Origin of the sequence: Haloferax mucosum ATCC BAA-1512, assembly GCF_000337815.1 — an archaeon.
In the GTDB taxonomy this organism is placed as follows: Archaea; Halobacteriota; Halobacteria; order Halobacteriales; family Haloferacaceae; genus Haloferax; species Haloferax mucosum.
Genome location: NZ_AOLN01000011.1, coordinates 513,913 through 535,321, shown reverse-complemented (window position 1 = coordinate 535,321; position 21,409 = coordinate 513,913). Strand labels below are relative to the sequence as shown.

27 protein-coding genes and 1 pseudogene are annotated in these 21,409 nt (G+C 63.0%); 11 read left to right on the top strand and 17 right to left on the bottom strand.

Annotated elements, in window-relative coordinates; translation table 11 throughout:
- Nucleotides 1–33 precede the first annotated feature (33 nt).
- A complete protein-coding gene (serB, locus tag C440_RS09515) occupies nt 34–684 on the bottom strand; it encodes a phosphoserine phosphatase SerB (RefSeq protein ID WP_008320200.1) in 651 nt (216 codons plus the stop codon).
- A 166-nt stretch (nt 685–850) separates the two neighbouring features.
- A pseudogene (locus C440_RS18070) lies at nt 851–1,214 on the bottom strand (DUF7504 family protein); the annotation flags it as partial.
- Nucleotides 1,215–1,462: 248 nt separating this feature from the next.
- On the opposite strand from C440_RS18070, the gene serA reads away from it, so the two are divergent.
- Entirely contained in the window at nt 1,463–3,040 is a 1,578-nt protein-coding gene (gene serA, locus C440_RS09505; RefSeq protein WP_008320198.1) for a phosphoglycerate dehydrogenase, read from the top strand.
- Nucleotides 3,041–3,050: 10 nt separating this feature from the next.
- Here serA and C440_RS09500 read toward each other — a convergent pair whose 3' ends face one another.
- The 7 genes from C440_RS09500 to C440_RS09470 form a co-directional block, all read right to left on the bottom strand.
- Nucleotides 3,051–3,476, bottom strand: coding sequence for a cell division protein ZapB (locus tag C440_RS09500; protein WP_152417859.1), 426 nt, complete (start codon nt 3,474–3,476; stop codon nt 3,051–3,053).
- A gap of 127 nt (nt 3,477–3,603) precedes the next feature.
- On the bottom strand, nt 3,604–3,822 hold the full coding sequence (locus tag C440_RS09495) for a hypothetical protein (RefSeq protein WP_008320196.1): 219 nt from the start codon (nt 3,820–3,822) through the stop codon (nt 3,604–3,606).
- 65 nt (nt 3,823–3,887) lie between these two features.
- Nucleotides 3,888–5,147 (bottom strand): threonine synthase, encoded by a 1,260-nt coding sequence (gene thrC, locus C440_RS09490; RefSeq protein WP_008320195.1) that lies wholly within the window; start codon nt 5,145–5,147, stop codon nt 3,888–3,890.
- A 98-nt stretch (nt 5,148–5,245) separates the two neighbouring features.
- On the bottom strand, nt 5,246–5,614 hold the full coding sequence (locus C440_RS09485; RefSeq protein ID WP_008320194.1) for a helix-turn-helix domain-containing protein: 369 nt from the start codon (nt 5,612–5,614) through the stop codon (nt 5,246–5,248).
- Between the two features lie 123 nt (nt 5,615–5,737).
- Nucleotides 5,738–5,983 carry a hypothetical protein gene (locus C440_RS09480; RefSeq protein WP_008320193.1) on the bottom strand — a complete coding sequence of 82 codons (246 nt, stop codon included), beginning with the start codon at nt 5,981–5,983 and terminating at the stop codon, nt 5,738–5,740.
- A gap of 109 nt (nt 5,984–6,092) precedes the next feature.
- Nucleotides 6,093–6,785, bottom strand: coding sequence for a DUF5828 family protein (locus C440_RS09475; protein WP_008320192.1), 693 nt, complete (start codon nt 6,783–6,785; stop codon nt 6,093–6,095).
- Between the two features lie 60 nt (nt 6,786–6,845).
- On the bottom strand, nt 6,846–7,055 hold the full coding sequence (locus C440_RS09470; protein WP_008320191.1) for a hypothetical protein: 210 nt from the start codon (nt 7,053–7,055) through the stop codon (nt 6,846–6,848).
- 87 nt (nt 7,056–7,142) lie between these two features.
- On the opposite strand from C440_RS09470, the gene C440_RS09465 reads away from it, so the two are divergent.
- Nucleotides 7,143–7,523, top strand: a complete 381-nt coding sequence (locus C440_RS09465) for a cupin domain-containing protein (protein WP_008320190.1) — start codon at nt 7,143–7,145, stop codon at nt 7,521–7,523.
- Nucleotides 7,520–8,176, top strand: a complete 657-nt coding sequence (locus C440_RS09460; RefSeq protein ID WP_008320189.1) for a hypothetical protein — start codon at nt 7,520–7,522, stop codon at nt 8,174–8,176. Before C440_RS09465 ends, C440_RS09460 begins: the two co-directional genes overlap by 4 nt.
- A 12-nt stretch (nt 8,177–8,188) precedes the next feature.
- On the opposite strand, the gene C440_RS09455 is transcribed toward C440_RS09460, so the two are convergent.
- The 3 genes from C440_RS09455 to C440_RS09445 form a co-directional block, all read right to left on the bottom strand.
- The gene (locus C440_RS09455; protein ID WP_008320188.1) at nt 8,189–10,009 is read right to left on the bottom strand and encodes a carbon starvation CstA family protein; all 1,821 of its coding nucleotides are present in this window, start codon (nt 10,007–10,009) and stop codon (nt 8,189–8,191) included.
- A gap of 131 nt (nt 10,010–10,140) precedes the next feature.
- Nucleotides 10,141–11,109 (bottom strand): ArsA family ATPase, encoded by a 969-nt coding sequence (locus C440_RS09450; protein WP_008320187.1) that lies wholly within the window; start codon nt 11,107–11,109, stop codon nt 10,141–10,143.
- A gap of 54 nt (nt 11,110–11,163) precedes the next feature.
- On the bottom strand, nt 11,164–11,460 hold the full coding sequence (locus tag C440_RS09445) for a hypothetical protein (RefSeq protein WP_008320186.1): 297 nt from the start codon (nt 11,458–11,460) through the stop codon (nt 11,164–11,166).
- A 100-nt stretch (nt 11,461–11,560) separates the two neighbouring features.
- Between C440_RS09445 and C440_RS09440 the strand changes: the two genes are divergently transcribed.
- The 4 genes from C440_RS09440 (at nt 11,561) to C440_RS09425 (ending at nt 14,156) form a co-directional block, all read left to right on the top strand.
- On the top strand, nt 11,561–12,847 hold the full coding sequence (locus tag C440_RS09440; protein WP_049915583.1) for a CobW family GTP-binding protein: 1,287 nt from the start codon (nt 11,561–11,563) through the stop codon (nt 12,845–12,847).
- Nucleotides 12,840–13,040: a hypothetical protein gene (locus tag C440_RS09435; protein WP_008320184.1), complete on the top strand. Its 201-nt coding sequence runs from the start codon at nt 12,840–12,842 to the stop codon at nt 13,038–13,040. The genes C440_RS09440 and C440_RS09435 overlap by 8 nt, the downstream gene beginning before the upstream one ends.
- 104 nt (nt 13,041–13,144) lie before the next feature.
- Nucleotides 13,145–13,825 (top strand): uracil phosphoribosyltransferase, encoded by a 681-nt coding sequence (gene upp / locus C440_RS09430; RefSeq protein WP_008320182.1) that lies wholly within the window; start codon nt 13,145–13,147, stop codon nt 13,823–13,825.
- Between the two features lie 127 nt (nt 13,826–13,952).
- Nucleotides 13,953–14,156, top strand: coding sequence for a DUF7569 family protein (locus C440_RS09425; protein WP_008320181.1), 204 nt, complete (start codon nt 13,953–13,955; stop codon nt 14,154–14,156).
- Nucleotides 14,157–14,427: 271 nt separating this feature from the next.
- On the opposite strand, the gene C440_RS09420 is transcribed toward C440_RS09425, so the two are convergent.
- Together C440_RS09420 and C440_RS09415 are read right to left on the bottom strand one after the other, a co-directional pair.
- Nucleotides 14,428–15,060 (bottom strand): IMPACT family protein, encoded by a 633-nt coding sequence (locus C440_RS09420; protein ID WP_008320180.1) that lies wholly within the window; start codon nt 15,058–15,060, stop codon nt 14,428–14,430.
- 345 nt (nt 15,061–15,405) lie between these two features.
- Nucleotides 15,406–15,909 carry an ACT domain-containing protein gene (locus tag C440_RS09415; protein WP_008320178.1) on the bottom strand — a complete coding sequence of 168 codons (504 nt, stop codon included), beginning with the start codon at nt 15,907–15,909 and terminating at the stop codon, nt 15,406–15,408.
- A 150-nt stretch (nt 15,910–16,059) separates the two neighbouring features.
- Between C440_RS09415 and C440_RS09410 the strand changes: the two genes are divergently transcribed.
- On the top strand, nt 16,060–16,833 hold the full coding sequence (locus C440_RS09410) for a hypothetical protein (protein WP_008320177.1): 774 nt from the start codon (nt 16,060–16,062) through the stop codon (nt 16,831–16,833).
- A 60-nt stretch (nt 16,834–16,893) separates the two neighbouring features.
- Here the strand turns inward: C440_RS09410 and hisB are convergent, their stop codons facing one another.
- Both hisB and C440_RS09400 read right to left on the bottom strand, forming a co-directional pair.
- The gene (hisB, locus tag C440_RS09405) at nt 16,894–17,487 is read right to left on the bottom strand and encodes an imidazoleglycerol-phosphate dehydratase HisB (RefSeq protein WP_008320176.1); all 594 of its coding nucleotides are present in this window, start codon (nt 17,485–17,487) and stop codon (nt 16,894–16,896) included.
- Nucleotides 17,488–17,611: 124 nt separating this feature from the next.
- Complete coding sequence (locus C440_RS09400) at nt 17,612–18,226, bottom strand: DUF7344 domain-containing protein (protein ID WP_008320174.1); 615 nt, start codon at nt 18,224–18,226, stop codon at nt 17,612–17,614.
- Nucleotides 18,227–18,585: 359 nt separating this feature from the next.
- On the opposite strand from C440_RS09400, the gene C440_RS09395 reads away from it, so the two are divergent.
- Complete coding sequence (locus C440_RS09395; RefSeq protein ID WP_241432026.1) at nt 18,586–18,744, top strand: hypothetical protein; 159 nt, start codon at nt 18,586–18,588, stop codon at nt 18,742–18,744.
- 57 nt (nt 18,745–18,801) lie between these two features.
- A complete protein-coding gene (locus tag C440_RS09390; protein ID WP_008320173.1) occupies nt 18,802–18,993 on the top strand; it encodes a hypothetical protein in 192 nt (63 codons plus the stop codon).
- Between the two features lie 102 nt (nt 18,994–19,095).
- Here C440_RS09390 and hisA read toward each other — a convergent pair whose 3' ends face one another.
- A complete protein-coding gene (hisA, locus tag C440_RS09385) occupies nt 19,096–19,812 on the bottom strand; it encodes a 1-(5-phosphoribosyl)-5-[(5-phosphoribosylamino)methylideneamino]imidazole-4-carboxamide isomerase (RefSeq protein ID WP_008320172.1) in 717 nt (238 codons plus the stop codon).
- Between the two features lie 201 nt (nt 19,813–20,013).
- Here hisA and glmM point away from each other — a divergent pair, with 201 nt between their 5' ends.
- Nucleotides 20,014–21,378, top strand: a complete 1,365-nt coding sequence (gene glmM / locus C440_RS09380) for a phosphoglucosamine mutase (protein ID WP_008320171.1) — start codon at nt 20,014–20,016, stop codon at nt 21,376–21,378.
- Nucleotides 21,379–21,409 lie beyond the last annotated feature (31 nt).

Sequence of the window (21,409 nt, the reverse complement as noted above, 5' to 3'; positions counted from 1 at the left end):
CCCCACATGATAAGTGTTAGCAACCCTCAGTAGTCACGCTTCGTCGGCTTCGAGGATGTTGTCGTCCTCGAACACCTTGCCGAGACGGTTCATCGAGGAGACGACGACGTCACAGGCCGGACGAACGGCGTCCTTCGGAGCGAAGCCGACCGAGAGACCGGCGACTTCGAGCATCGGGAGGTCGTTCGCGCCGTCGCCGACTGCGACGGTTCGGTCCATCGGAACGTCGTGTTCGGCGGCGTGGTTTTCGAGAGCGGTGTCTTTCGTGCCCTCGATGAGCGGCCCCTCCACGTCACCGGTGAGTCGGCCGCCCTTTACAGGGAGACTGTTCGAAACGATATCGTCTACTTCGACGTCCTCTTTTTCGAGTGCGCGCTCGACGCCGCGGCGGAACCCGCCGGTGAAGATGGCGACGTGGTGGCCGTAGTCGCGGAGGCGTTCGATGAGGGCGGCCGCGCCGGGCCGGAGTTCGACCTCGTCGTAAGCCTCCTCGGCGAGTTCTTCTTCGAGTCCTTCGAGCAGGCGGGCGCGCGACCGCAGACTCTCCGCGTAGCTGATCTCGTCGTTCATCGCTCGCTCGGTGATGTCGGCCATCTCGTCGGCGGTGCCGTTTCGTTCGCCGAGAAGGACAGTCATCTCCGAATCCGAAAGCGTGCCGTCGAAGTCAAAGGCAATGATTCGCATACGTGCCCGTCGTCCTCGCGGGGTTTCAAACCTTCCGCGTCGGCAGTTATCTGCGGCCGACCCGACCGCGCACCCACATACCAGTTGCGTAATTGACATGCAGTATGGACGACTCGCACGACGCCGAACACGAGACACTCCGCGAGGTAGAAGCCGACCTAACCGACGACTTCGGCGACAACGAGGAGAGTCCGCGGACCCTGTATTCGGGGTCGCCGTCCGTCTCGCGGGTCTCGACAATCCCGTCGAAGGGCTGTTTCAAAAGCGCCAGTTCGCGGTCCTTGACGAAGCCGGTGTCGAGCGTGAAGACGCCCGAAAACCCAGTCGCCGAGATACGACCGGTGATGACGTGAAGGAACTGAAACAGGTTTCAAGTCGGCGTACATGACGAGCGTCAAGAGGACGTGGAGACCGGCCCGCGCCAGCCGACTCGCCTCGTAGTGTTCTCTGAGCGCCTCTGTCAGGTGGATGCCGATACCGGTGAGGTCGTCCGGACTGGAGACGTACCGGAGGTTACTCTCGGCGGCCCGGTGATAGGGACGGACCCGGCATCGGGAAGCGACGGGCCGACAGCCAACTCGGTCATCGGCGAATGGTCGGGGCGCAAGCTCATTTGTTTACTCCACCACAGGTTTGTTAATAATACTAGTGCGAACGCGGGTAGAAACGCCGGCGGAACGAACCACTAGTAGATTCAAAGCGTGTGCGAGACATTTACAATGTCACGAAATCAGCCGTTGTGACAACTCTTAACCCCTGTGAGTCTGTGCCTATCCGCATGAAGGTACTCGTCACGGACCCGATTGCCGACGCGGGTCTGGACCGGTTACGCGAAGCCGGTTACGAGGTAGAGACCGCATACGATGTCGAAGGCGACGCGCTTCTCGAAGCCGTCTCTGGCGTGCACGGACTCATCGTCCGCTCCGGAACACAGGTCTCCGAAGACGTGTTCGAAGCGGCATCTGACCTCGTTATCGTCGGCCGCGCCGGAATCGGCGTTGACAACATCGACATCGAGGCCGCGACCGAACACGGCGTCATCGTCGCCAACGCGCCCGAAGGGAACGTTCGCGCCGCCGCCGAACACACGGTCGCCATGGGCTTTGCCGCCGCGCGCTCGATTCCGCAGGCACACACCCGTCTGAAAGACGGCGAGTGGGCGAAATCCGACTACCTCGGCAACGAGGTCAACGGCAAGACCCTCGGTGTCGTCGGTCTCGGCCGCGTCGGTCAAGAGGTCGCAAAGAAGTTCGCCTCACTCGGGATGGACATCGTCGCGTACGACCCCTACATCGGCGAGGAACGCGCAGAACAACTCGGCGCGGAACTCGTCGAGTTCGACCAGTGTCTCGCCCGTGCCGACTTCTTGACGGTTCACACGCCGCTGACGCCCGAGACGGAGGGTCTCATCTCAGCCGACGAACTCGAAACCATGGGAAGCGGCTACCTCGTCAACTGCGCCCGCGGCGGCGTCGTGGACGAAGCGGCCCTCGCGGCGGCCGTCGAATCCGGCGTCATCGACGGGGCCGCAGTTGACGTGTTCGCCGACGAACCCGTTTCACCCGACAACCCGTTGCTCTCGGTCGATAACGTGGTCGTCACGCCACACCTCGGTGCGTCCACCTCGGCGGCACAAGAGAACGTCGCCGTCTCGACGGCCGACCAAATCGTCGCCGCGTTCCGCGAGGAACCCGTGATGAACGCGCTCAACGCGCCCTCCGTCGATGAGAGCGCCTTCCCGCGCATCCGGCCCTACATCGGTCTCGCCGAAACCGCGGGCAAGATTGCGGGCCAACTCCTCGACGGTCGCCTCGGCGAAATCGAAGTGACCTACAACGGAGAGATAGCCGCCGAAAACGTCGAACTCGTCACCGCCTCGGCGCTGAAGGGCGTCTTCACGCCGCTCGAATGGCAGGTCAACGCCGTCAACGCCCCGAAGATTGCGAAAGAACGCGGTATCGAGGTCATCGAGTCGAAGTCCCGCCAGTCGGAAGACTTCCAGAGTCTCGTGACGGTGACGGTCCGCAACGGCGACGAGGAGATGACCATCTCCGGGACGCTCTTCGCCGGCGACGACCCGCGTATCGTCCGCATCAACGGCTACCGTCTCGACGCCATTCCCCACGGTCACATGCTCGTCGCCCGAAACTACGACAAGCCGGGCGTCATCGGCTTTATCGGGACTATCCTCGGCGAACACGACGTCAACATCGCCGGGATGTTCAACGCCCGCCGCTCCAAAGCGGGCGGCGAGGCACTGACCGTCTACAACCTCGACGACGAGGTGCCGGCGGACGTCCAGCAAAAGCTCCTCGACGACGACCGAATCATCGACGTGGACGCCATCACGCTCTAAACAGCCGCAATCAGCGGAACCCGAGCGACGACGCCACGCTCGCCACCGCGCGGCCGACGGCGGCCCGAACAGTGGCTATCGGCCCATCGGCTCGGTTTGACGGCCGTCGGTTCGACGACCCGCTCGCCGAGTGCCGACCGCGTTGCGGGTGGGTTCGACGCCGACTCTCGGCTAAGAGCTGTTCGTATCGGTCGATGATTTCCTGACGGTCCTCGTCGGCGGCGGCAAGTTCCGCCTTGAGTTGTGCGTTCGCCCGACGGAGCGCGTCGTTCTCGCGTTGGAGCGCGGTCTCGTCCGGGGTCGAACTGACCCGGTTTTCCGGAGGAGGTGACGCGGCTGTAGTTCCCGAACTGCGCCCGGAGTCGTCCGGCGGGTACGTTCTCGACCCGGCCCCGTCCCGGCTGACGGTCCCGGTCGGCATGCTACTGAGGGACATCGTGTGCCACATAGTACCACAGAATCAAAAGGATGCGTCAGACGGATCCCTGACGCGCGTCAGCTATGTCTTCGATGCGGGGTAGAAAGCGTCTGGGTCGAGCCGTGATGGTGGCCAGCAGGCTGTTTCAGCCGTTTCGTTGCGACGACAGCAGACCGAACGCACGCAACCCCAGCACGAATCCCGGGAACGCGAGAAACAACAGCGCATAGACATCGCCGAAAGTCGCACCGGGGCGAGCGAGATACGTGATCACCCCGTAGATTGCGGTCGAAAGACAGATTCCAGACGCCACCGCGAAGCCGGCGGCCGCGTCGTCTCGGAGCGGCTTGCGCCAGTCACCCATGTCGTATTTCGAACATTCTCTCGGCGTGTAAATAGGTGCCGAGAAAACGGGATGTGGTTACCGCGTCACTCCGCGAGGTGTTCCAGCACTGCTTCGGTGTCGTTCGGAACGGGTTCTGGGTCGTCGCCCGCTTCGAACGCGGCGTCGGGGTCCTTCAACAGGTGCCCCGTCGTGAGACAGACGACTCGTTCGTCGGCGTCGATGGTACCCGATTCGCGGAGTTTTCGAAGACCAGCGACGGACGCGGCGGACGCGGGTTCGACGCCGACGCCTTCAGCCGCGAGGTCGCGCTGTGCCTCGGTGATTGCTTCGTCGGAGACGGCGACGGCGGTGCCGCCCGTCTCGCGGATACCGGGGAGCGCTTTCGGCGCGTTGACCGGGTTACCGATGCGAATGGCGGTTGCCTTCGTCTCGACTTCGTCCCACCGCTTGGTCTCGTCCCAGTCGTGTTCGATGGCTTCGACCATCGGCGCGGCACCCTCTGCCTGAACGCCGGTGAGTTTCGGCACGTCCTCGGGGTCGAGCGCGCCCGACTGCACGAGTTCGCGGAACGCCTTGTAGAGCGCCGACGTGTTGCCCGCGTTGCCGACGGGGAGGACGATGCGGTCCGGGTAGGTGCCGTAGTCATCGGAGAACGCTTCGAGAATTTCGAGACCGATGGTCTTCTGGCCTTCGAGACGGAAGGGGTTGAGTGAGTTGAGCAGGTACGCCTCGCCGCGGGCGGCGAGGTCTTGGACGATGTCGAGACAGGAGTCGAAGTTGCCGTCAACTTCGAGGATGCGCGCGTCGTGCAGGGAGGCTTGTGCAATCTTACCGGCGGCGACCTTTCCGGCAGGGAGAAGCACGAGCGTCTCCATCCCGCCGCGAGCGCCGTAGGCGGCGAGTGCGGCCGAGGTGTTGCCGGTCGAGGCGCAGGCGAGTCGGTCCACGCCGAGTTCTTTGGCGACGCGGACACCGACGGTCATCCCGCGATCTTTGAACGACCCGGTTGGGTTCATCCCCTCGTGTTTGATGCGAAGCGTCTCGACGCCGATGTCGGATTCGAGACGCGGGACCTCGTGTAGGGGCGTCGCGCCCTCGGGGAGCGAGACGCCTTCTTCGAAGGGAAGTGCGGCGTTGTATCGCCAGACGCCGCGGCCCTCGAAGTCGTCCCACGTCGGCGGGGATGAATAACGGACTTCGAGGAGACCGTCGCAGTCGTCGCAGGTGTATCGAATGTCCTCGAAGGGCGCGAACTGCGCGCCGCACTCGATACATTCGAGCCAGGTGCCGTCTTCGGCGACAGATGGCTCCTCGGGAACAGGTGCCGTGAGTTCGAGGCTCATTGCTCGGGCGGTGGCACCAGAGGGACAAAAACGGGTGGGTTCGGGCGGCACCTGCCGGCCGAGCGAAACTGACACCCGAGTGTGGTGATTCTGTAGTCTTACTCGCCGAAGTTGTCGATGCGGGCGTGTACGTCCTCGGCCCACTCGTCGAGTGCGGTGTGCATCATCTCTTTTGCCTCCGGGAGCGGCGTCGCCGTGTACTGGTAGACGTAGCCACCGGGGTCGAGTAGGCGGCGTTTTCGTTCCGCCAGCCCCTTATCTAAAAGCGTCGTCAGCGAGCGATTGACGTTGCTTCGGTCGCGGTCGAGGACCTCCGCGAGTTCGGCGACGGTGCTTCCGGGATTGTCGAGAAGCGCAAGATACGTCCGGCTCTCGTGGCTCTGGATTCCGAAGACGCAGGCGAGGACGTGCCCGAAATCCGGGTCGTCGGTGTCCATCAACTCGTCCATGTCCGGTGCATCGGTCATGCACATCTGTTCGCCGTGCGTCGAATTAAAGCCTCACCTGCCGGAAACACAACCGCTGTCGTGGGACCGACATTCCGTCGTGAAACTCGCGGAGGCCCGACGGGGTAGACGCGGTGCAGTCGGTTATTCGGTGTCGTCTTTCGCGTAGCCCATCTTCGTCACGCAGGTCCGCATTCCCGCTTCGTCTTCGTGTTTGTGGAGCGTCGTCGGGGTGTCACAGTAAAAGGTCGTACCGTCGTGTCTGAGCGTGACTTCGTGGATACCACCGAGCATCTCCGCGCGGACGATGATACGGCGTCCCTCGCGGAGCGCGTCGAGGATTTCGTCTGCGGTCAACTCTCCGGACTCGACTCGGAGTGGCTCGGGCATAGTCCTACATCTCGGTCGAGTCGTATCAGTATTGTCGGTAGAGGACACATGTGCACTGCGAGCGTCAGAGCGCACCGAAACCGAAGTGAGCACGAATCGCCCGCGAGAATCAGTTCGTCGTGGACTTCGAGCGCTGTTCGTCGTCTGTGACCGGGACTTCCACGCCTTCAACCGCTTCCGCGACTTCCGTCTCTTTTGGCGTGTCGATGTGCCAGCGGTCGATTTCGTTTTCGAAGCCGCGGAGCGTCTCCGAAACCTCCGATTTCAGCTCGTCGTCGTTGACGTTCACCTCGAAGACGAACTCCTCGTCCGCCGTGCCGCGGCCGACCTTCTGGATGTTGGCGCTGACGAGTTCGTTGTCGAAATAGTAGGGAGCCAACTGGGTCATGACGTTCCGATACACGGTGTCTTCGACTTTCCGGAGGGCTTTCCGTCCGGCGGAGTCGGCGGCGCGGGCGACGTAGTTGATGGAGTCTTGCCACGATTCGACCGCTCCCTCGTCGTCGCCTGCTTCGACTTTCTCGTACGACCGCGAGAGTTTCTCACCGGCGGTTTTGAGGTCGTCGTTGGGCGTCTTCCCGGCCTTCTCACCTTCGCCTTCGCCGACGCTCGCCTGTTGTGACGTCTTCTCGCTCACGTCCTTGGAGAGGCGTTCGTGCGATTTGGGTCGCCACTCGTCCCAGTCATCGAAATCGTCGCCCCCGACGTCGGCGTCGCGGAGCGCACGGGTGATTCGCTCCCCGTGTTCGACGACCTCGTCCCAGGTACCGCGGCATTTGAACCCGGAGATGCTCTCTTCCATATCGTTGCCCAAACTACGTGCCAGACAGTATAAACTCTGCGAGGAACTCGATTTTCGACACTATCGCTCGCCGTAAATAACGCGCTCGGCGACGGCGTCGAGGCGTGCCGAAAGTCCCGCGACCCACGCCGCGGGCGAGACTGCGCGCAACGACGAGGCGGCGAGTTCGATTCGCTCCCCTTCGAACGGGTCTGTCCTCTCGGTTCCGGTCGCATCGACGACGGTCGTCATCGCACACCGGCCGCACGGTTCGCGGGGCGGGTCGGTCATGCGACACGCTTCGAAACCACCACGAATAAAAGATGGGTTCAAGCCGGTCGCGGTGGGCTTATACGCTCGAACGTGTTGCACCGTGTCATGGGATACCGAGTCGTTGACACGGAGACCGTCGAGCCGGTGTCGGACCGGCCGTGCGAACTCCGGCGCGTCGGGAGCGAGGCCGGACTGGAGACCGTCGCGCTCAACCGCTTCCGGGCGGTCCCTGGCGAGCAGGTACCGCTCACGTATCACTATCACACCGAACAGGAAGAGGCGTTTTACGTCCTCTCGGGGACGCTCTTCGTCGAGACGCTCGACGGGACGTTCGAGGTTCCGACCGACGGATTGTTCGTCGCCGACCCGGAGAGTCCGCATCGCGCGTACAACCCCGAAGACGCGAGCGAGCCGGTCGAACTTCTCGCGCTCGGGTCTCCTGCGGTGTCCGGCGATGCCGAGCGATACGAACCGGACGAAGAATGACCGACGCCGACTCACGAGAGCGGACAGAACAGGACCGCGCCGACTCGCAGGGGCGGGCGGGACAGAGCCGCGCCGACAGCCCCGTAGAGCGCCCCGAATGGGACGACGAGTACATCGACCGCGTCGCCGATAACCTCGTATTCAATTACGACCTCGAACGGGACTACACGGTTCGTGACGAGCGATTCGACCTCTTTGCGTCGATGCGGATGGAGAGCCAAAAGCAGTTCCTACACCGGTCTGTCAACTACGCCAATCACCACGCGAGAGAGTACATGTTCGCCCGTCGCGTCGAAACCCCGACGATTACCGAATTGGAGCGACTGGTCGAAGTCGGCCACGCGCTCGCCGACGAGTGGGTCGAACCGAGCGAAGAACATTTCGGGACGGATTTCACGTTCGTGCTCGTCGCCGACGCGGTGCCCGAGTCCGTCCGCAAGTTCGTTTCCGACTTTTCGGACCGGACGCTCATCAAGTTCGGTTACCACGGTCACTACGAAGTGAACGTCGCGGTCGTCGCGCCCGACGACGAGGACGCGATTGCGAGCCAAAACGCGGATTCAGTCGCCGCCTTTACGCTCTGGTCGGCGGCGTCGCCGGTCGCCTCTGGGGGGCTGTTTCGACGACTCGCCGAGCGATTTCGAAAACGGTGACCTGCGGGCGTCTCAGTCGTCGCTCGGTTGCGGACGACCGCCACCACCGCCGCCACGCGACCCACGAGCGTCGCTGATGTTCTCGTAGCCGAGTTTGACCAGCGACAAGGCCAAGTAAATCAACACGAGCGCGAGGACGATTTGGACGACCGCCGAGACCATTGCGAACGTCCCCGCCTGTTCCATCCACGACGGATTCATGAACTTCGCGTAGAGGTTGTCGTGGAACGCGATCCACAACAGTCCGAGCGACGTGATAATCGTCATGAGCGCCATCGGCGCGCCGGTGCTGATGAGTTGCTTCGAATCGTCCCAGTTAGCCAGCCAGACCGTCGTCGTCAAGAGCGCCAGCGCGGCGAGCAGTTGGTTCGCGCCGCCGAACAGTTGCCAGAGCGTCAACCACGACCCGCTCGTGATGAGGATGTACGCCGGAAGGGATTGGACGAACGCGTTGCCGTAGCGGTTCGTCGCAAACTCCTCGACGGGCGTCTCGGGCGTGCCGACGATTTCTTCCATCATGTAGCGACCGAGACGAACCGCCGTGTCGGTCGAGGTGAGAAGGAAGCTCACCAACACGAGCGCCATGAATGGCCCACCGAAGCTCGTCGGAATCCCGAAACTCGACAGGATGACGCCGCCACCGGCCGCGAACGTCGGCAGTGCCAGACCGATTCCGCCGCCGACGTCGGGTGCAACGATAGCGACCGCGGCGAGCGCGACGGTGGCGAGCAGTCCCTCGCCGAGCATGCCGCCGTAACCGATGGCCCGCGCGTCGGACTCCTTGTTCAGTTGCTTCGAGGTCGTGCCCGACGAGACGAGCGAGTGGAAACCGCTGATGGTCCCGCAGGCGATGGTGATGAACAAAAGCGGGAACAACGGCGCGCCGGAGCGACCGATAAAGCCGTAGAACGGGTCGAGATTCGTCACGAGCGGTTGGGTTGGGGTCGTGACGAACGTGCCGACGATGATAGCCACGAGCGACCCACCGACACCGGCGTAAAGCAGGAACGACGAGAGGTAGTCGCGGGGTTGCAGGAGAACCCACACGGGAAGCGCACTCGCAACCGCGCCGTAGATGAGAATAACCGGGACCCACGCCGCGGTGTTTCCGTTGAACGAACTCGCGCCCGGGAGCCACGCACCGGACCCCGAAAACAGGACGAACGTATCGGCCGGGGCGCGAGCCGCCGGTTCGAACAGCGCAATCGGGAACTGAATGCCCGCGTACACGCCGATAAACATCGCCGTGACGAAGGCGACGGTCCCCGGCAGGAACGGCAGGTTCAGTTGGTAGAGATACATGCCGAACAGCACCGCGAGAACGATGTAGACCAGACTCGCGGTGGCCGCCTCGGGGTAGGCGTTAAACACGATAGCCACGACGAGCGCGAACACCGCGACGACGAGGACGATAGTGAGGAACGCGAACCAAAGAAGCATGTTCTTGCCGCGCTCGCCGACGTACTCGCCGATGATGTAGCCGATGGACTTCCCGTCGTGTCGCAGACTGCTCGACAGCGATACGAAGTCGTGGACGCTCCCGAGAAGCGGATTCCCGATGGCAATCCACGCCAACGCGGGGGCCCAGCCCCACACGACACCCGCCGTAATCGGGCCGACGATGGGCGCGCCGCCCGCGATACTCGAATAGTGATGCCCCAGTAAGACCGGCTTTTTCGCCGGAACGTACTCCTGTCCATCCTCGTATTTGTGCGCTGGTGTCTCTCGGTCGTCGTCAAGTTCGACGAACTGCGCGAGATACCGCGAGTAGCCGAAGTACCCGACGGTAAACAACGTGAGTACCGTGACGACCAGCCAGATTACTTGTACCATGGTATTGGTGACCTATGTCAGACTCACGAATAGTCGTCTTAATTGTAACGATAGATGTGAATGTTCCATTCGAAAACAGGACCTCCGGACGGCGACGGGACGGAAAGACGGCCGAGAACAACGGGAGCGTGTCAGACCGGCGTCTGTACGCCGAGTTCGACGTCGAGTTCGTCGGCAACGTCGCCGAGAAAGTCGCCTTTGATTTCGGCGACGCGCGTCTCGATGGCCGCGACGAGCGGTGGTTCGAGGGTGTCGCGGAGTTCGCGGAGTCTCGCCTGTTCGGTCTCGACACGGTTTCGGAGGAATGTCGCACCCCGACCCTCCTCGTCTGGGTCGGGTTCGGGCGTGAGGCGGTTGACCGCAAGCCCTCGAACGTCGAGTCCGTAGGAGTCGAGTTCTTCGACGGCGCGTTTCGTCTCCCGAATCGAGAGTTCGTCGGGGTTGACGACGAGGAAGAAGGCGGCGTTCGCTTGGAGCGTCTCCTTGGCGAACGCGAACGCGTCGCGTCGCTGTTCGAGTCGGGCGATAATCGGGTCGCCGTCCATCATCCGCCGCGGTTCGTTGTTCCCGATTGCCGCGCGCTCGAACAGTTTGACGGACTGTTTTCGCTTGTGGAGGAGTCGTTGAATCCAGCCGTCGAGATGGCCCGGAAGCGAGAGCAATCGGAGCGTCCCGCCCGTAGGCGACGTGTCGAAGACGACGCGGTCGTAGTCGTCGGCCGAGCGCATCACGTCGATAAAACGGTCGAACAGCGCCGACTCGTGAGCACCGGGCGTTTGGTGAGCCATCTCTATCTGGCGGTCGATTTCGTTGACCATCGCCGGACTCACTTGGTCACCCATCGCCCGCTTCGTCTCCATGAGGTGGTCACGAACCTCCGTCTCGGGGTCAATCTCCATTGCGTCGAGATTCGTCTCACCTTCGACGGACGACGGGGAATCAGTGAACTGCTGGTCGAACACGTCGCGGGTGCTGTGTGCCGGGTCGGTCGAGACGAGGAGCGTCCGAATTCCGGCGCGGGCGCACTTGACGGCGTAGGCGCTGGATAGCGTCGTCTTGCCGACGCCGCCCTTCCCGCCGAAGAAGACGAATTTACGCATCGTGAGGGAGGTTAGAGGTGGTCGTGTGCATGTCGAACGTAGTTCGCGCGCATGTTAGAAGTGGTACTGGTGGCCCTTGCGTTCGAGGAGCGACCCGCGGTCCCACATCCGACGCTCCCACGCCTCGAACTCGTCTTCGAGAAACGGAAGCAGTTCGGCAGTGTAATACGAAACGGGCGACGGGATGCCGAAGGCGTCGGGAAAACACGCGAGCATGAACGCGTCTTCGTGGTCTTCGGCCTGTTTTTCGATTTTCTCGTAGGCGGGGTGAGAAATCATCCCGTGGTAGAGACCGCGTAGCCACTCCGCGGCGAGTTTGCGGAACGATGCGATTCGTTCGACAAGTGCCATCAGTTTACATACTCTTCCGTTCCGGGACAAAAACGTGTCGTTCACGAACAATCACGTCGGTTCCCGCGCGTTCATAAGCGAGGCCGCGGAAAGGCAGTCAATGAATCCGCACGAGGCGATTCCGGTGACAGTACTCGGCGGGAGCCTCGGCGCGGGGAAGACGACGCTTCTGAACCACCTGTTGACGAACGCGGGTGACCGCGACATCGCCGTGCTCGTCAACGATATGGGTGCTGTCAACGTCGATGCGGAGTTGGTCGCGTCGGAGTCCGACCTCTCGGTCGGAAACGGCGTGACCGAACTCTCGAACGGGTGTATCTGCTGTGAGTTGCAGGACGACCTCGAAACCGCCGTCGTCAGACTCGCACGAGAGCGGTCGTTCGACCACCTCGTCGTCGAGGCGTCCGGCGTCTCGGAACCCGGCCCGGTCGCGCGACTGTTCGTCACGTCGCGGGCGGCCGCGAGATACGAGGTCGCCGGTCTCGTGACCGTCGTGGACGTGCGTCTCTTCGCGGACACCTTCGTCGGTGGCGACCCGGAACGAACCGTCGCCGAGGAAAGCGACGGCGGGGTTCGCCCGCTTTCCGATCTCTTGGTCGAACAGGTCGAAAGCGCCGACATCGTCGTTCTCAACAAACGCGACCTCGTCGCCGACGCCGAACTGGGGGCGGTCCGCGAGGTCGTCGAAGCGCTCCGCCCCGACGTCGAAATAGCGGAGACGGCCTACGGCAACGTCGCCACGAAGAGACTGCTTGCTTCGCTCCACGACCCCGATGCGCCGGTTGGGTGGCGGACCGTTCTCGATGGGAACGAGGGCGACTCTCGTGTCAGTGACGGCGACGATGGCCACGGCGACGGCGACGACAGCCATCGCCACGGTCACGGCCACAATACCTCACACGCCGAAGCGACCTACGGCATCACCTCGTTCGTCTACCGACGACGGGCACCTCTCGACCCCGACGGTGCGGCCGCGGTGCTCGGTTCCCTCCCCGACTCGGTCGTTCGCGCCAAAGGCTCGCTGTGGCTCGCGGGGACCGAAAGCGTCCACTACACATACAGTCAGGCCGGACCCTCGGCGACCGTCACCGCCGCTGGGCCGTGGATTGCGACGCGTCCATCGTTCGAACAGGACGCGTACCGCCGGAACCACCCCGAACTCGACTGGCACGACACGTACGGCGACAGACGAACCGAACTCGTGTTCATCGGCCGCGACATCGACGAGGCAGGTCTCGCGGAGGCGCTCGACGAGCAGTTGCTCGAACCGGGGGCGTCAGTAGCGGACACCCGTTACCCGACCGAGGCCGGAAAAGAGCGCAGACTCGCCGAACCGGGGCGGAAAGAGCGACTGACGGCGATGGGCGGAGGGGCGGGAGATGAGTGACGGTACGGGCGAAATCGAGTGGGGCGACGGCGACCCGCGAGTGCTGTTCGTCATGAACCTCGGTCTCTCGACCGTCTTCGCGTCGATCGTCGTCTACGGACTCTCGTCTCTCGACCTCGCGGCGTTTTCGGTCGTCAACGTCGCGTCGGCGGCGCTGGTGTTGACGGCGGTTACATACCTCGTAACCAAGTGAGGCGGTTCGACGAGTAGACTATTCTATTCGTGAACTACCCGCAGGGGACCGCTGGCGGCCGATAGCCGCATTTATGTCCTTCGGGAGTCCGCATATTCGGTAAGATGCCAATCGAAGACCGAGACGATGCGTACCTCATCACGCATGCGCTGGCGAAGGACACGCTCTCACGCCTTCGGGACGTGGAAACGACGCAGGTCGCATTCCGGAAGGGCCTCGTCAAACTCGGCCGTATCTGTGGCTACGAGATTATCGACGGCGCGATGGAAACCGAGTACGTCAGTATTCAGACGCCGCTCGCTGAGACGACCGGTGAGCACGTGAAGGGTCTCGACGACGTGGTTATCATCAACGTGCTCCGCGCCGCGACGCCGTTCGTCGAAGGACTACTCAAGGCGTTCCCGCGCGCGAAGCAGGGCGTCATCTCTGCCGGCCGCGACGAAGAAGCCGGGATGGACGACCAAGGCGGCTTTCCCATCACCATCGACTACGTGAAGCTTCCCGAAATCACCGAGAAAGACACCGTCATCGTGGCCGACCCGATGCTCGCCACGGGTTCGACGATGTGTGCCGTTCTCGACCACATCCTCGAAAACGCCGACGTCGACCCCGAAAAACTGTTCGTTCTGTCTGCCGTCTCGGCTCCCGACGGACTGCTCCGCGTTGACGGCGAATTCCCCGACGTTGACCTGCTGACGGTCTCCATCGACGATTACCTCGACGACAACGGCTACATCGTCCCCGGTCTCGGCGACGCCGGCGACCGCGCGTTCCGTACGACGTAATCCGCGTCTCTTTCCTCTCTGTACTCGCCGTTCGCATCTGTGCGACTCGTGTTCGGGTAACGACTAAGTTACCACCCGCGCACCTCCGAACCATGGACGATATTCGCGTCACTGGAGGGACTCGACCATGAGCGACCCGTGCGACGGGTGTGGGCGCGCGGTCGAAGATGCGCTCGCCCGGGCGGTCCGCCTGCAAGTCGATGGCTCGGCAGTTGACGACCAACGGCTTTGCCCGACGTGCTTCGCCGACTGGATAACGAGATACGAAGAACAGATGTCGCCGAAAGCGTCGTCGTCGGCGTCGTCCGACTCCGAGATAATCGTCGATTGAAGCGCGGCCGACGGACAGACGGGACAACCCCTTCTTTTCGGGTCGAAAAGCGCCCGACTCGAATCCGATTGTGTTCGAGTTGAACGTCCCGAACTGCACCCCCGTTACCTATTGTGAGAGAGGGTTACACGGGGTTCGGTGGGGCGAGCCATGAACTCGCCGAACCCCTTCGTTTCGTGTCGAAAAACGTGTTCTGACGGCGGTGACGCCGACGACTCGTCGGCCACCGTGTGGGAATCAGTCTACGGACGCTGGTCTCGGCGTCGTGTCGTCACTCCAGTTCGACTCGACCGCTCGTCGCGCTCCGCAGTCTGTCGCGGAGACCGGGTCCGTCTTCGACGGGGACGCGAACCGAAAAGGAGACGCGCTGGTCGTAATCGGCGTCGAACTCGACGCCGGTCGATTCGAGGATTCCGCGCACGTCGCCGGAATCGTCGTACTCGACGGTCGCGGTGAATCGCTCGTGGGGAATCTCCGTTACGACACCCGCCGCGTCGAGGGCCTCCTTGACGGCGCGGGAGTACGCTCGGGCGAGTCCACCGACGCCGAGGTTAGTGCCGCCGTAATATCGGGTTACGACCGCGGCGACGTTGCGAATGTCCTGTTGGACGAGGACGTTCAACGCGGGTTTTCCCGACGAACCGGTCGGCTCACCGTCGTCGCTCTGGTACTCCCGGAGCATGACGTTCCCATCGCCGGGGACCGCAGAAGAGCCACTGCCGGCGGGGACTCGATACGCGGGGACGTTGTGTGTCGCGTCGGGGTGTCGCGCTTCGATGTCGGCGACGAACGCTTCCGCCTCCTCGACCGTCTCGGCGGGGGAGATGTATCCGATGAACTCCGAGCCGTTGACCTCGAAACGGGCTTCGGCCCGTTCCGCGACGGTTCGATAGGCGTCAGTCATGACTTCGAATTGGCGTCGCGGCATGCAAAAACATTCCTTCCCGTGCGGGCCGTGCGCCCGCTACGAGAGGACCGAGAAACCCGAACTACTGTCCGCAAGTGTTGGCGTACGACGTACAGCCGTTCTGAATACAGACACCGCACAGGTGTCGAACGTCCGAAATCGTCGCCCCACAGCACATACACGCACGGGTTCGAGTCATGACATAACATACCTCATTGAACTACATAAGTACTGTCCAGTTTAGAACACGATGTGGAGCAATTTGTTCATTAAAATGAGTAATGGTTGTTCGTTCGAGGTTCGATTGTCGTGATTCGTTTATCTATTCGAATAATTCCTGAGTCAGGCGATAGTGATTCGGCGGACGAAATCGAGACTCGAAAGCTCGTTGAGCAGGTCGCCCGGAACCGGTTCGTCGGTGATGATGTAGAGTTTCGGGTCGTCGGTGAACTCGGGGTCCTCGCTAATCGTCTGCCGGATGGAGATGTCCGCGTCGGCCAGTTTCGAGGTGACGGTTGCGACGATACCGGGTTCGTCGGCGTCGGCGACCTCGACGGTGAGCACGGAGAGGTTGAGCACCGGCGCGAGGTCCATCAGACTCGGAATCGCCGAGATGTTCTGGAAGATTTGGCGGAGGTCTTCGTCGGCGAGGATGGCGTCGGTGGTCGAATCGACGACTCGCCGGTCCACGTCGGCCTCTCTTGCGATACCGGTGTTCGGTATCTCGATGCCGCCGGAGACGACTCTGCCCTCGTCGTTGACGGAAAAACCGCGTTCCAAAAGGAGTCGAATGACAGCCTGCTGGCTCGGACTGCCCTCGAACTTCTCCATAATCTCGTCGAACATTCGTTAGGTCGGGGGTTTGCGGTCAGCCACATTAAGTGGTACGTCGGCCGCTTCGAACCGAGGGCCGAGAACCGCCAGACACGTGCCGGGTTCGGAACACGGCCGACTCCCGGAGATGGGTTTAACCGTCGGCGCGAACACCCGTCGTGCATGCGCGAGTTACGTACGTGCGACTTCTGTGGGACCGACGCGGTGGGTGTCTTCGAGGTACTGCCGCCGGAGTTGACTCCTGCCGACGACCAGCGCCGCGTCATCCTCTGTGAACACTGCCAAGAGACGCTTACCGACGTGATTGCGCCGCTTTTGTCTCGACTCGGCGTCGGTGCGGACGTGGACATCCCCGACGACGCGCCAGCAGAGACGGGTGCATCCACGACGCCGACGAGAGCCGGAGGTGAGTCAGTCGGCAACGCGGCGTCTGTCGACGTGGAATCCGTTGACCCCGCGCCGACGCCCGACGAATCGACCGACGGGCAGGACGACAAAACAGGTGGTGAATCGGTCGAGACCGAACCAAGCGGCGACGAACCGACCACCGGTGAACCCACCGAGGGTGACTCGCCGGACCCGCTCGGTGACGCGGGTCACTCGGCGACCAGCGTGGAAGCCGACGAAACGAGCGAAAACGACTCCGAGACGACTCCGGGTGTCGAAGCCGACCAGACGGGAGCGTCTGACGCGTCAGAGACGGAATCGGCGGACGAAGAGAAGTCCGGAGACAGCGACATGCGGCCCGAACCACCGAAGTTCCGCAAAGTCATTCGCATCCTACAGAACCGTGAGTTCCCCGTCGAACGGGCGGAAATCGAGTCGTTAGCGTCGGGCGCGTACGACCTCGACGACGACGAAGTTGCGGACATCTTCGACTACGCCATCGAACGGGACCTGCTCGTCGATGACGGCGGCATGCTTCGTCGCCCCTGAAGCGAGGGGGAGGAGAGAAGCGGGGAAGAAAAGAGAGGCAGGGGCGAGGCGATTCTCGGCCTAGAGTTTGCCTTTCGTACTCGGCGTGTCGGAACGCCGCGGGTCAACTCGCGTCGCATCGTCGAGGGCGCGCGCGAGGGCTTTGAACAGCGCTTCGACCTCGTGGTGGGCGTTTTCGCCTTCGACGCCGGCGTGGAGCGTGAGTCCGGCGTTCATCGCCAGCGACATGGCGAAGTGTTCGGCCATGACGCTCGTGAACTCGCCGACGAAGGGCTGTGAGAACTCGCCGGAGAACTCGAAAAACGGTCGTCCGGACACGTCAACGACGACCGAGGCGACAGCCTCGTCGAGCGGGACTTTTCGGTCGGCGTAGCGGACGATACCGCGTTTGTCGCCGAGCGCCTCCGTGAAGGCCTCACCGACGACGATAGCCACGTCTTCGACGGTGTGGTGGTCGTCGATGTGGAGGTCGCCGTCGCACTGGACGGTCAGGTCGAACAGGCCGTGTTTGGCGAAGGCTTCCAGCATGTGGTCGAAAAAGCCGATGCCGGTATCGACGACCGCGTCGCCGTCGCCATCGATGGCGAGTGTCACGTCGATTGTCGTCTCGGCGGTCTCCCGGGAGACGGCCGCGGTTCGGTCGGCGTCGCTCATGTCGCGTTCGAAGGGAGCCGCCCATATATGAATTCTCGTCGTGGCCAGTTTCGGCGATGCGGCGGGGAACGCGGCACGTCGACAGGCTCGCCGACCCGACGGCCCGTCGCCGGTACAAAAGCGATTAGTCGTCTATCTCCGGCGGCGGTCCCGCAGTGTTGACGCTGACCGAATACCGGTCGTGGTAGGCGAACACCGCCGACGAGACGAGAAACGAGACGGCGACGAGCTCGGCCCACGCCACCCCGGAGACGAGCGAAAACGGATAGAAACCGAGCCAGACAGCGCCGACGAGCGTGGTCGTCCCGAGCGAGAGGAAAAGAAAGTAGACGCTCCACGGCGCGTCGGTTCCGGTCGCCGTCTGCAGATACACGTCGAGTTCTCGGCCGGCGTCTGTGAGTTCGACCGTGCCTCGGCACGTATCGTAGTTGATGAGTCCTAATTCGTCCATCTTCGGCGCGTGAAACTGGTACAACGCCGTGTGGACGTTCTTTCGGTCGTCATAGGACAGTTGTTGGGGGTCAGTGCCCCGTTCCCAGGCCGCGACTTGTGCCGAAACCGCTGAGAGTTCGACGGGACCGTCCGCGTCGAGTTGCTTCAGGTAGTGCAAGGCGTACCGCCGCCTGCGGTTGCTCAGCGCCTCGAATACGTCGTCGCGCGTCGGTTCGGCGGCCGACTCACCAGCCACGGTCGAGCCAGTCCGGCCCACGCTCCCGTCGATTGGTTTAGATTCACTCATGGGTGTTCCGGTGAGGGATAGTAGTGTTTGCGCGTCAGTGTACACTCGGCCGAACGCTGTCGTTCGATTGGCCGTGTCCCCGGTTGCAAACGCAACTATAGGTAGCCCCAGCACTGCCAGCACGTACTGCATCACAGACAGTAGCTTAGTTACGGACCTCGTAGCCCGAATAATCGCAGTGTAACCATGATATTCACCGCTTACTGGAGCTGTTACGACTACCATGATGTCGTCTCAGCCGAGTGAATACACAATGTATATCCGAGAAACAGTATTATAAATTGAGCATATCAATGAATAATCCATCGTCAGACGCTCGTCTGCCGGAAGTTCATACCTTCGGATGAGAAGGGTCGTACATGCAGCGCAAGGGAGCGCTGGTGGTTGGCTACACCATCTGCGTTGGGGGGCTACTGCTCACTGCCCGCTCGGGAGTTGCCATCGCGCTTGGGGTCGTGCTCGTGTTGTTGGCAGTCAGTGCGGCGGTTATCGACGGAGGGGAACGGGACAGACGATAGGAAAGCGGGTTCAGTCACGATGCGAGACAAGAGACACCGACTGAGAGGTCGTCGCCGATGACGCGACGTGGGCCGGTAGCGAGTCCGAAGCGCGACGTGGTGACGCTCAGTATGCTCCTCCTCAGCGGGCCGTTTCTCAGTACGTCTCGCCCCGAAACGACGGCAATCGGGGTGTTGTTCGTCGCGGTCGGCGTCTACGGAACGGTTGACAGCCTCGGCAGACTCGTCGAGCGCTACGTTCGGTTCTGAGGGCGATTAGAGGCGGGTGGACAACCGTCTGCGGCGACTCGGCCGTGACGGCAGGGTTCGGGTTGTCTCCAGTTGCCTCAAACTGGTCCGTGCTCCGCAATCCTACACGTCTCTCGCTTCTTCGAGCGTAAACCGACCCTCGTAGAGCGCGGTGCCGACGACAGTCGCGGCCGCCCCGGCGTCTCGGAGCGCCCGAACGTCTTCCAGCGAAGCGACGCCGCCGGAGGCGACGACAGGAATATCGACCGCATCGACGACGCGAGAGGTCGTATCGAGGTGGACGCCTTCGAGTCGGCCCTCCACGTCCACGTCGGTAAAGAGTATCGCGGCGGCTCCGAGGTCCTCGTAGCGGGCGGCGGCCTCGGCGGGGTCGAGACCGGTCCCCTCGGTCCATCCGGAGACGACGACTTCGCCGTCTTTCGCGTCGAGACTGACCATCACGCCGTCGGGGTAGTCGGCGGCGAGTTCGGCGACGATATCGGGGGTTTCGACGGCGGCAGTGCCGAGGATGACGCGGTCAACCCCTCGGTCGAGGAGGTCGCGGGCACCCGCCGCGGTGCGGATGCCGCCACCGAGTTGGACCGGAACTTCGACCGCGTCGAGGACTGCATCGACCGCCGGAGCGTTCTTTCGGTCGCCTTCGAACGCGCCGTCGAGGTCAACGAGATGGAGAGTTTCCGCGCCGGCATCGACCCAACGGCGAGCGGCCTCGACCGGGTCGCCGTACGTCGTTTCCGTGCCGCGTTCGCCTTGGACGAGTTGGACGACTTCGCCGTCTTGCATATCGACCGCGGGGACGACTTCGAACTCCGGGAACATACGCCAGTGTGGGCGAGCGACGTGCCTAAACGCACCGAATGCGGAGACTGTCGCTTCGCCACGAGACGAAGTGGCCGGCGTGACGACGCGAAATTCGAGACGCGCGAGCGGCCGGCTATCTGTCAGCGAATCTCAGTGCTCGGGTAACCGAGAGTCAATAGTTCGGAACGGCTTTGTCTCGCCGGGATACAGACACACTCAATGAAACTCTTCGGTTCCAGCGGAACGCGGGGCGTGGTGGGTGAGAGCCTCACCCCGGAGTTCGTTCTTCGCGTTGCGAAGGCCGCTGGCACGGTCTGGAACGCTGACCGCGTTGCCATCGCACGAGACACGCGAACCACGGGAGAGATGTTCGTCAACGCCGCCATGTCCGGTCTCGCCAGCGTCGGCGTCGATGTGGACGACCTCGGCGTCGTGCCGACGCCCGCCGCCGTCAAGTACTGCGAAAACCAGCGCGTTCCGGGCGTCGTCATCACGGCGTCGCACAACCCGCCGGAGTTCAACGGCGTCAAACTCGTCGGCGACGACGGCGTCGAACTCGCCGTCGAAGAGTTAGAGCGCATCGAAGACCACATCCTCGCCGAGGAGTTCGACGTGGCCGCGTGGGACGGCGTCGGCGCTACCCGAACCGTCGAAACCGTCAACGACGACTACCGCGAGGAACTCCTCGCCAGTATCGACCGCGAGGCAATTGCGGACGCGAATCTCACCGTCGCGCTCGACCCCGGTCACGGTGCCGGGTCGCTCGTCACGCCCGATTTCCTCCGCGAACTCGGCTGTGAGGTTCGGACTGTCAACGCCCAACCCGACGGCCACTTCCCCGGTCGCCAGTCGGAACCCGTCCCCGAGAACCTGCGCGACCTCGAACGACTCGTCCGCGCGACCGACGCCGACGTCGGAATCGCTCACGACGGCGACGCCGACCGGGCCGTCTTCGTTGACGAACACGGCGATAGCATCTCCGGCGAAGCGTCGCTCGCGGCGCTCGCGGCCGCCGCCCTCGAACCCGGCGACGTGACCGTCTCCGCGGTAAACGTCTCTCAGCGACTCGTAGACGTGTGTGACGAGGTCGGTGCCGACCTCGAACTCACGCCCATCGGCGCGACGAATCTCATCACCCGCATCCGCGAACTCTGGCGCGAAGGCGAGACTGTCCCCGTCGCCGGCGAGGGCAACGGCGGCGTCTTCTTCCCGAACTACCGTCTCGTCCGCGACGGCGCGTACATCGCGGCGAAGTTCCTCGAACTCGTCGCCGAGCGCCCCGCGAGCGAAATCGTCGCCCCGTATCAGGGCTACTACAACGTCCGCATCAACCTCGGATACACCGAAGAAGCCGAGTTGACGGCGATGCTGAACGCCGCCGACGAGTACGCCCAGTCGGCCGATGCGACGCCGAACACGACCGACGGCTACCGACTCGACTACGGCGACGCGTGGGTGCTCGTTCGCCCCTCGGGGACCGAACCGAAGGTTCGCGTCTACGCCGAAGGACGAAGCGAAACGCGTGCGACCGAACTCGCCGAAGACGCCGCGGACGCGCTCCGGGCCGCCGTCAAAGACCTATAGGCGAGTAACGACTTTTGGTCAGGAGCGAGAC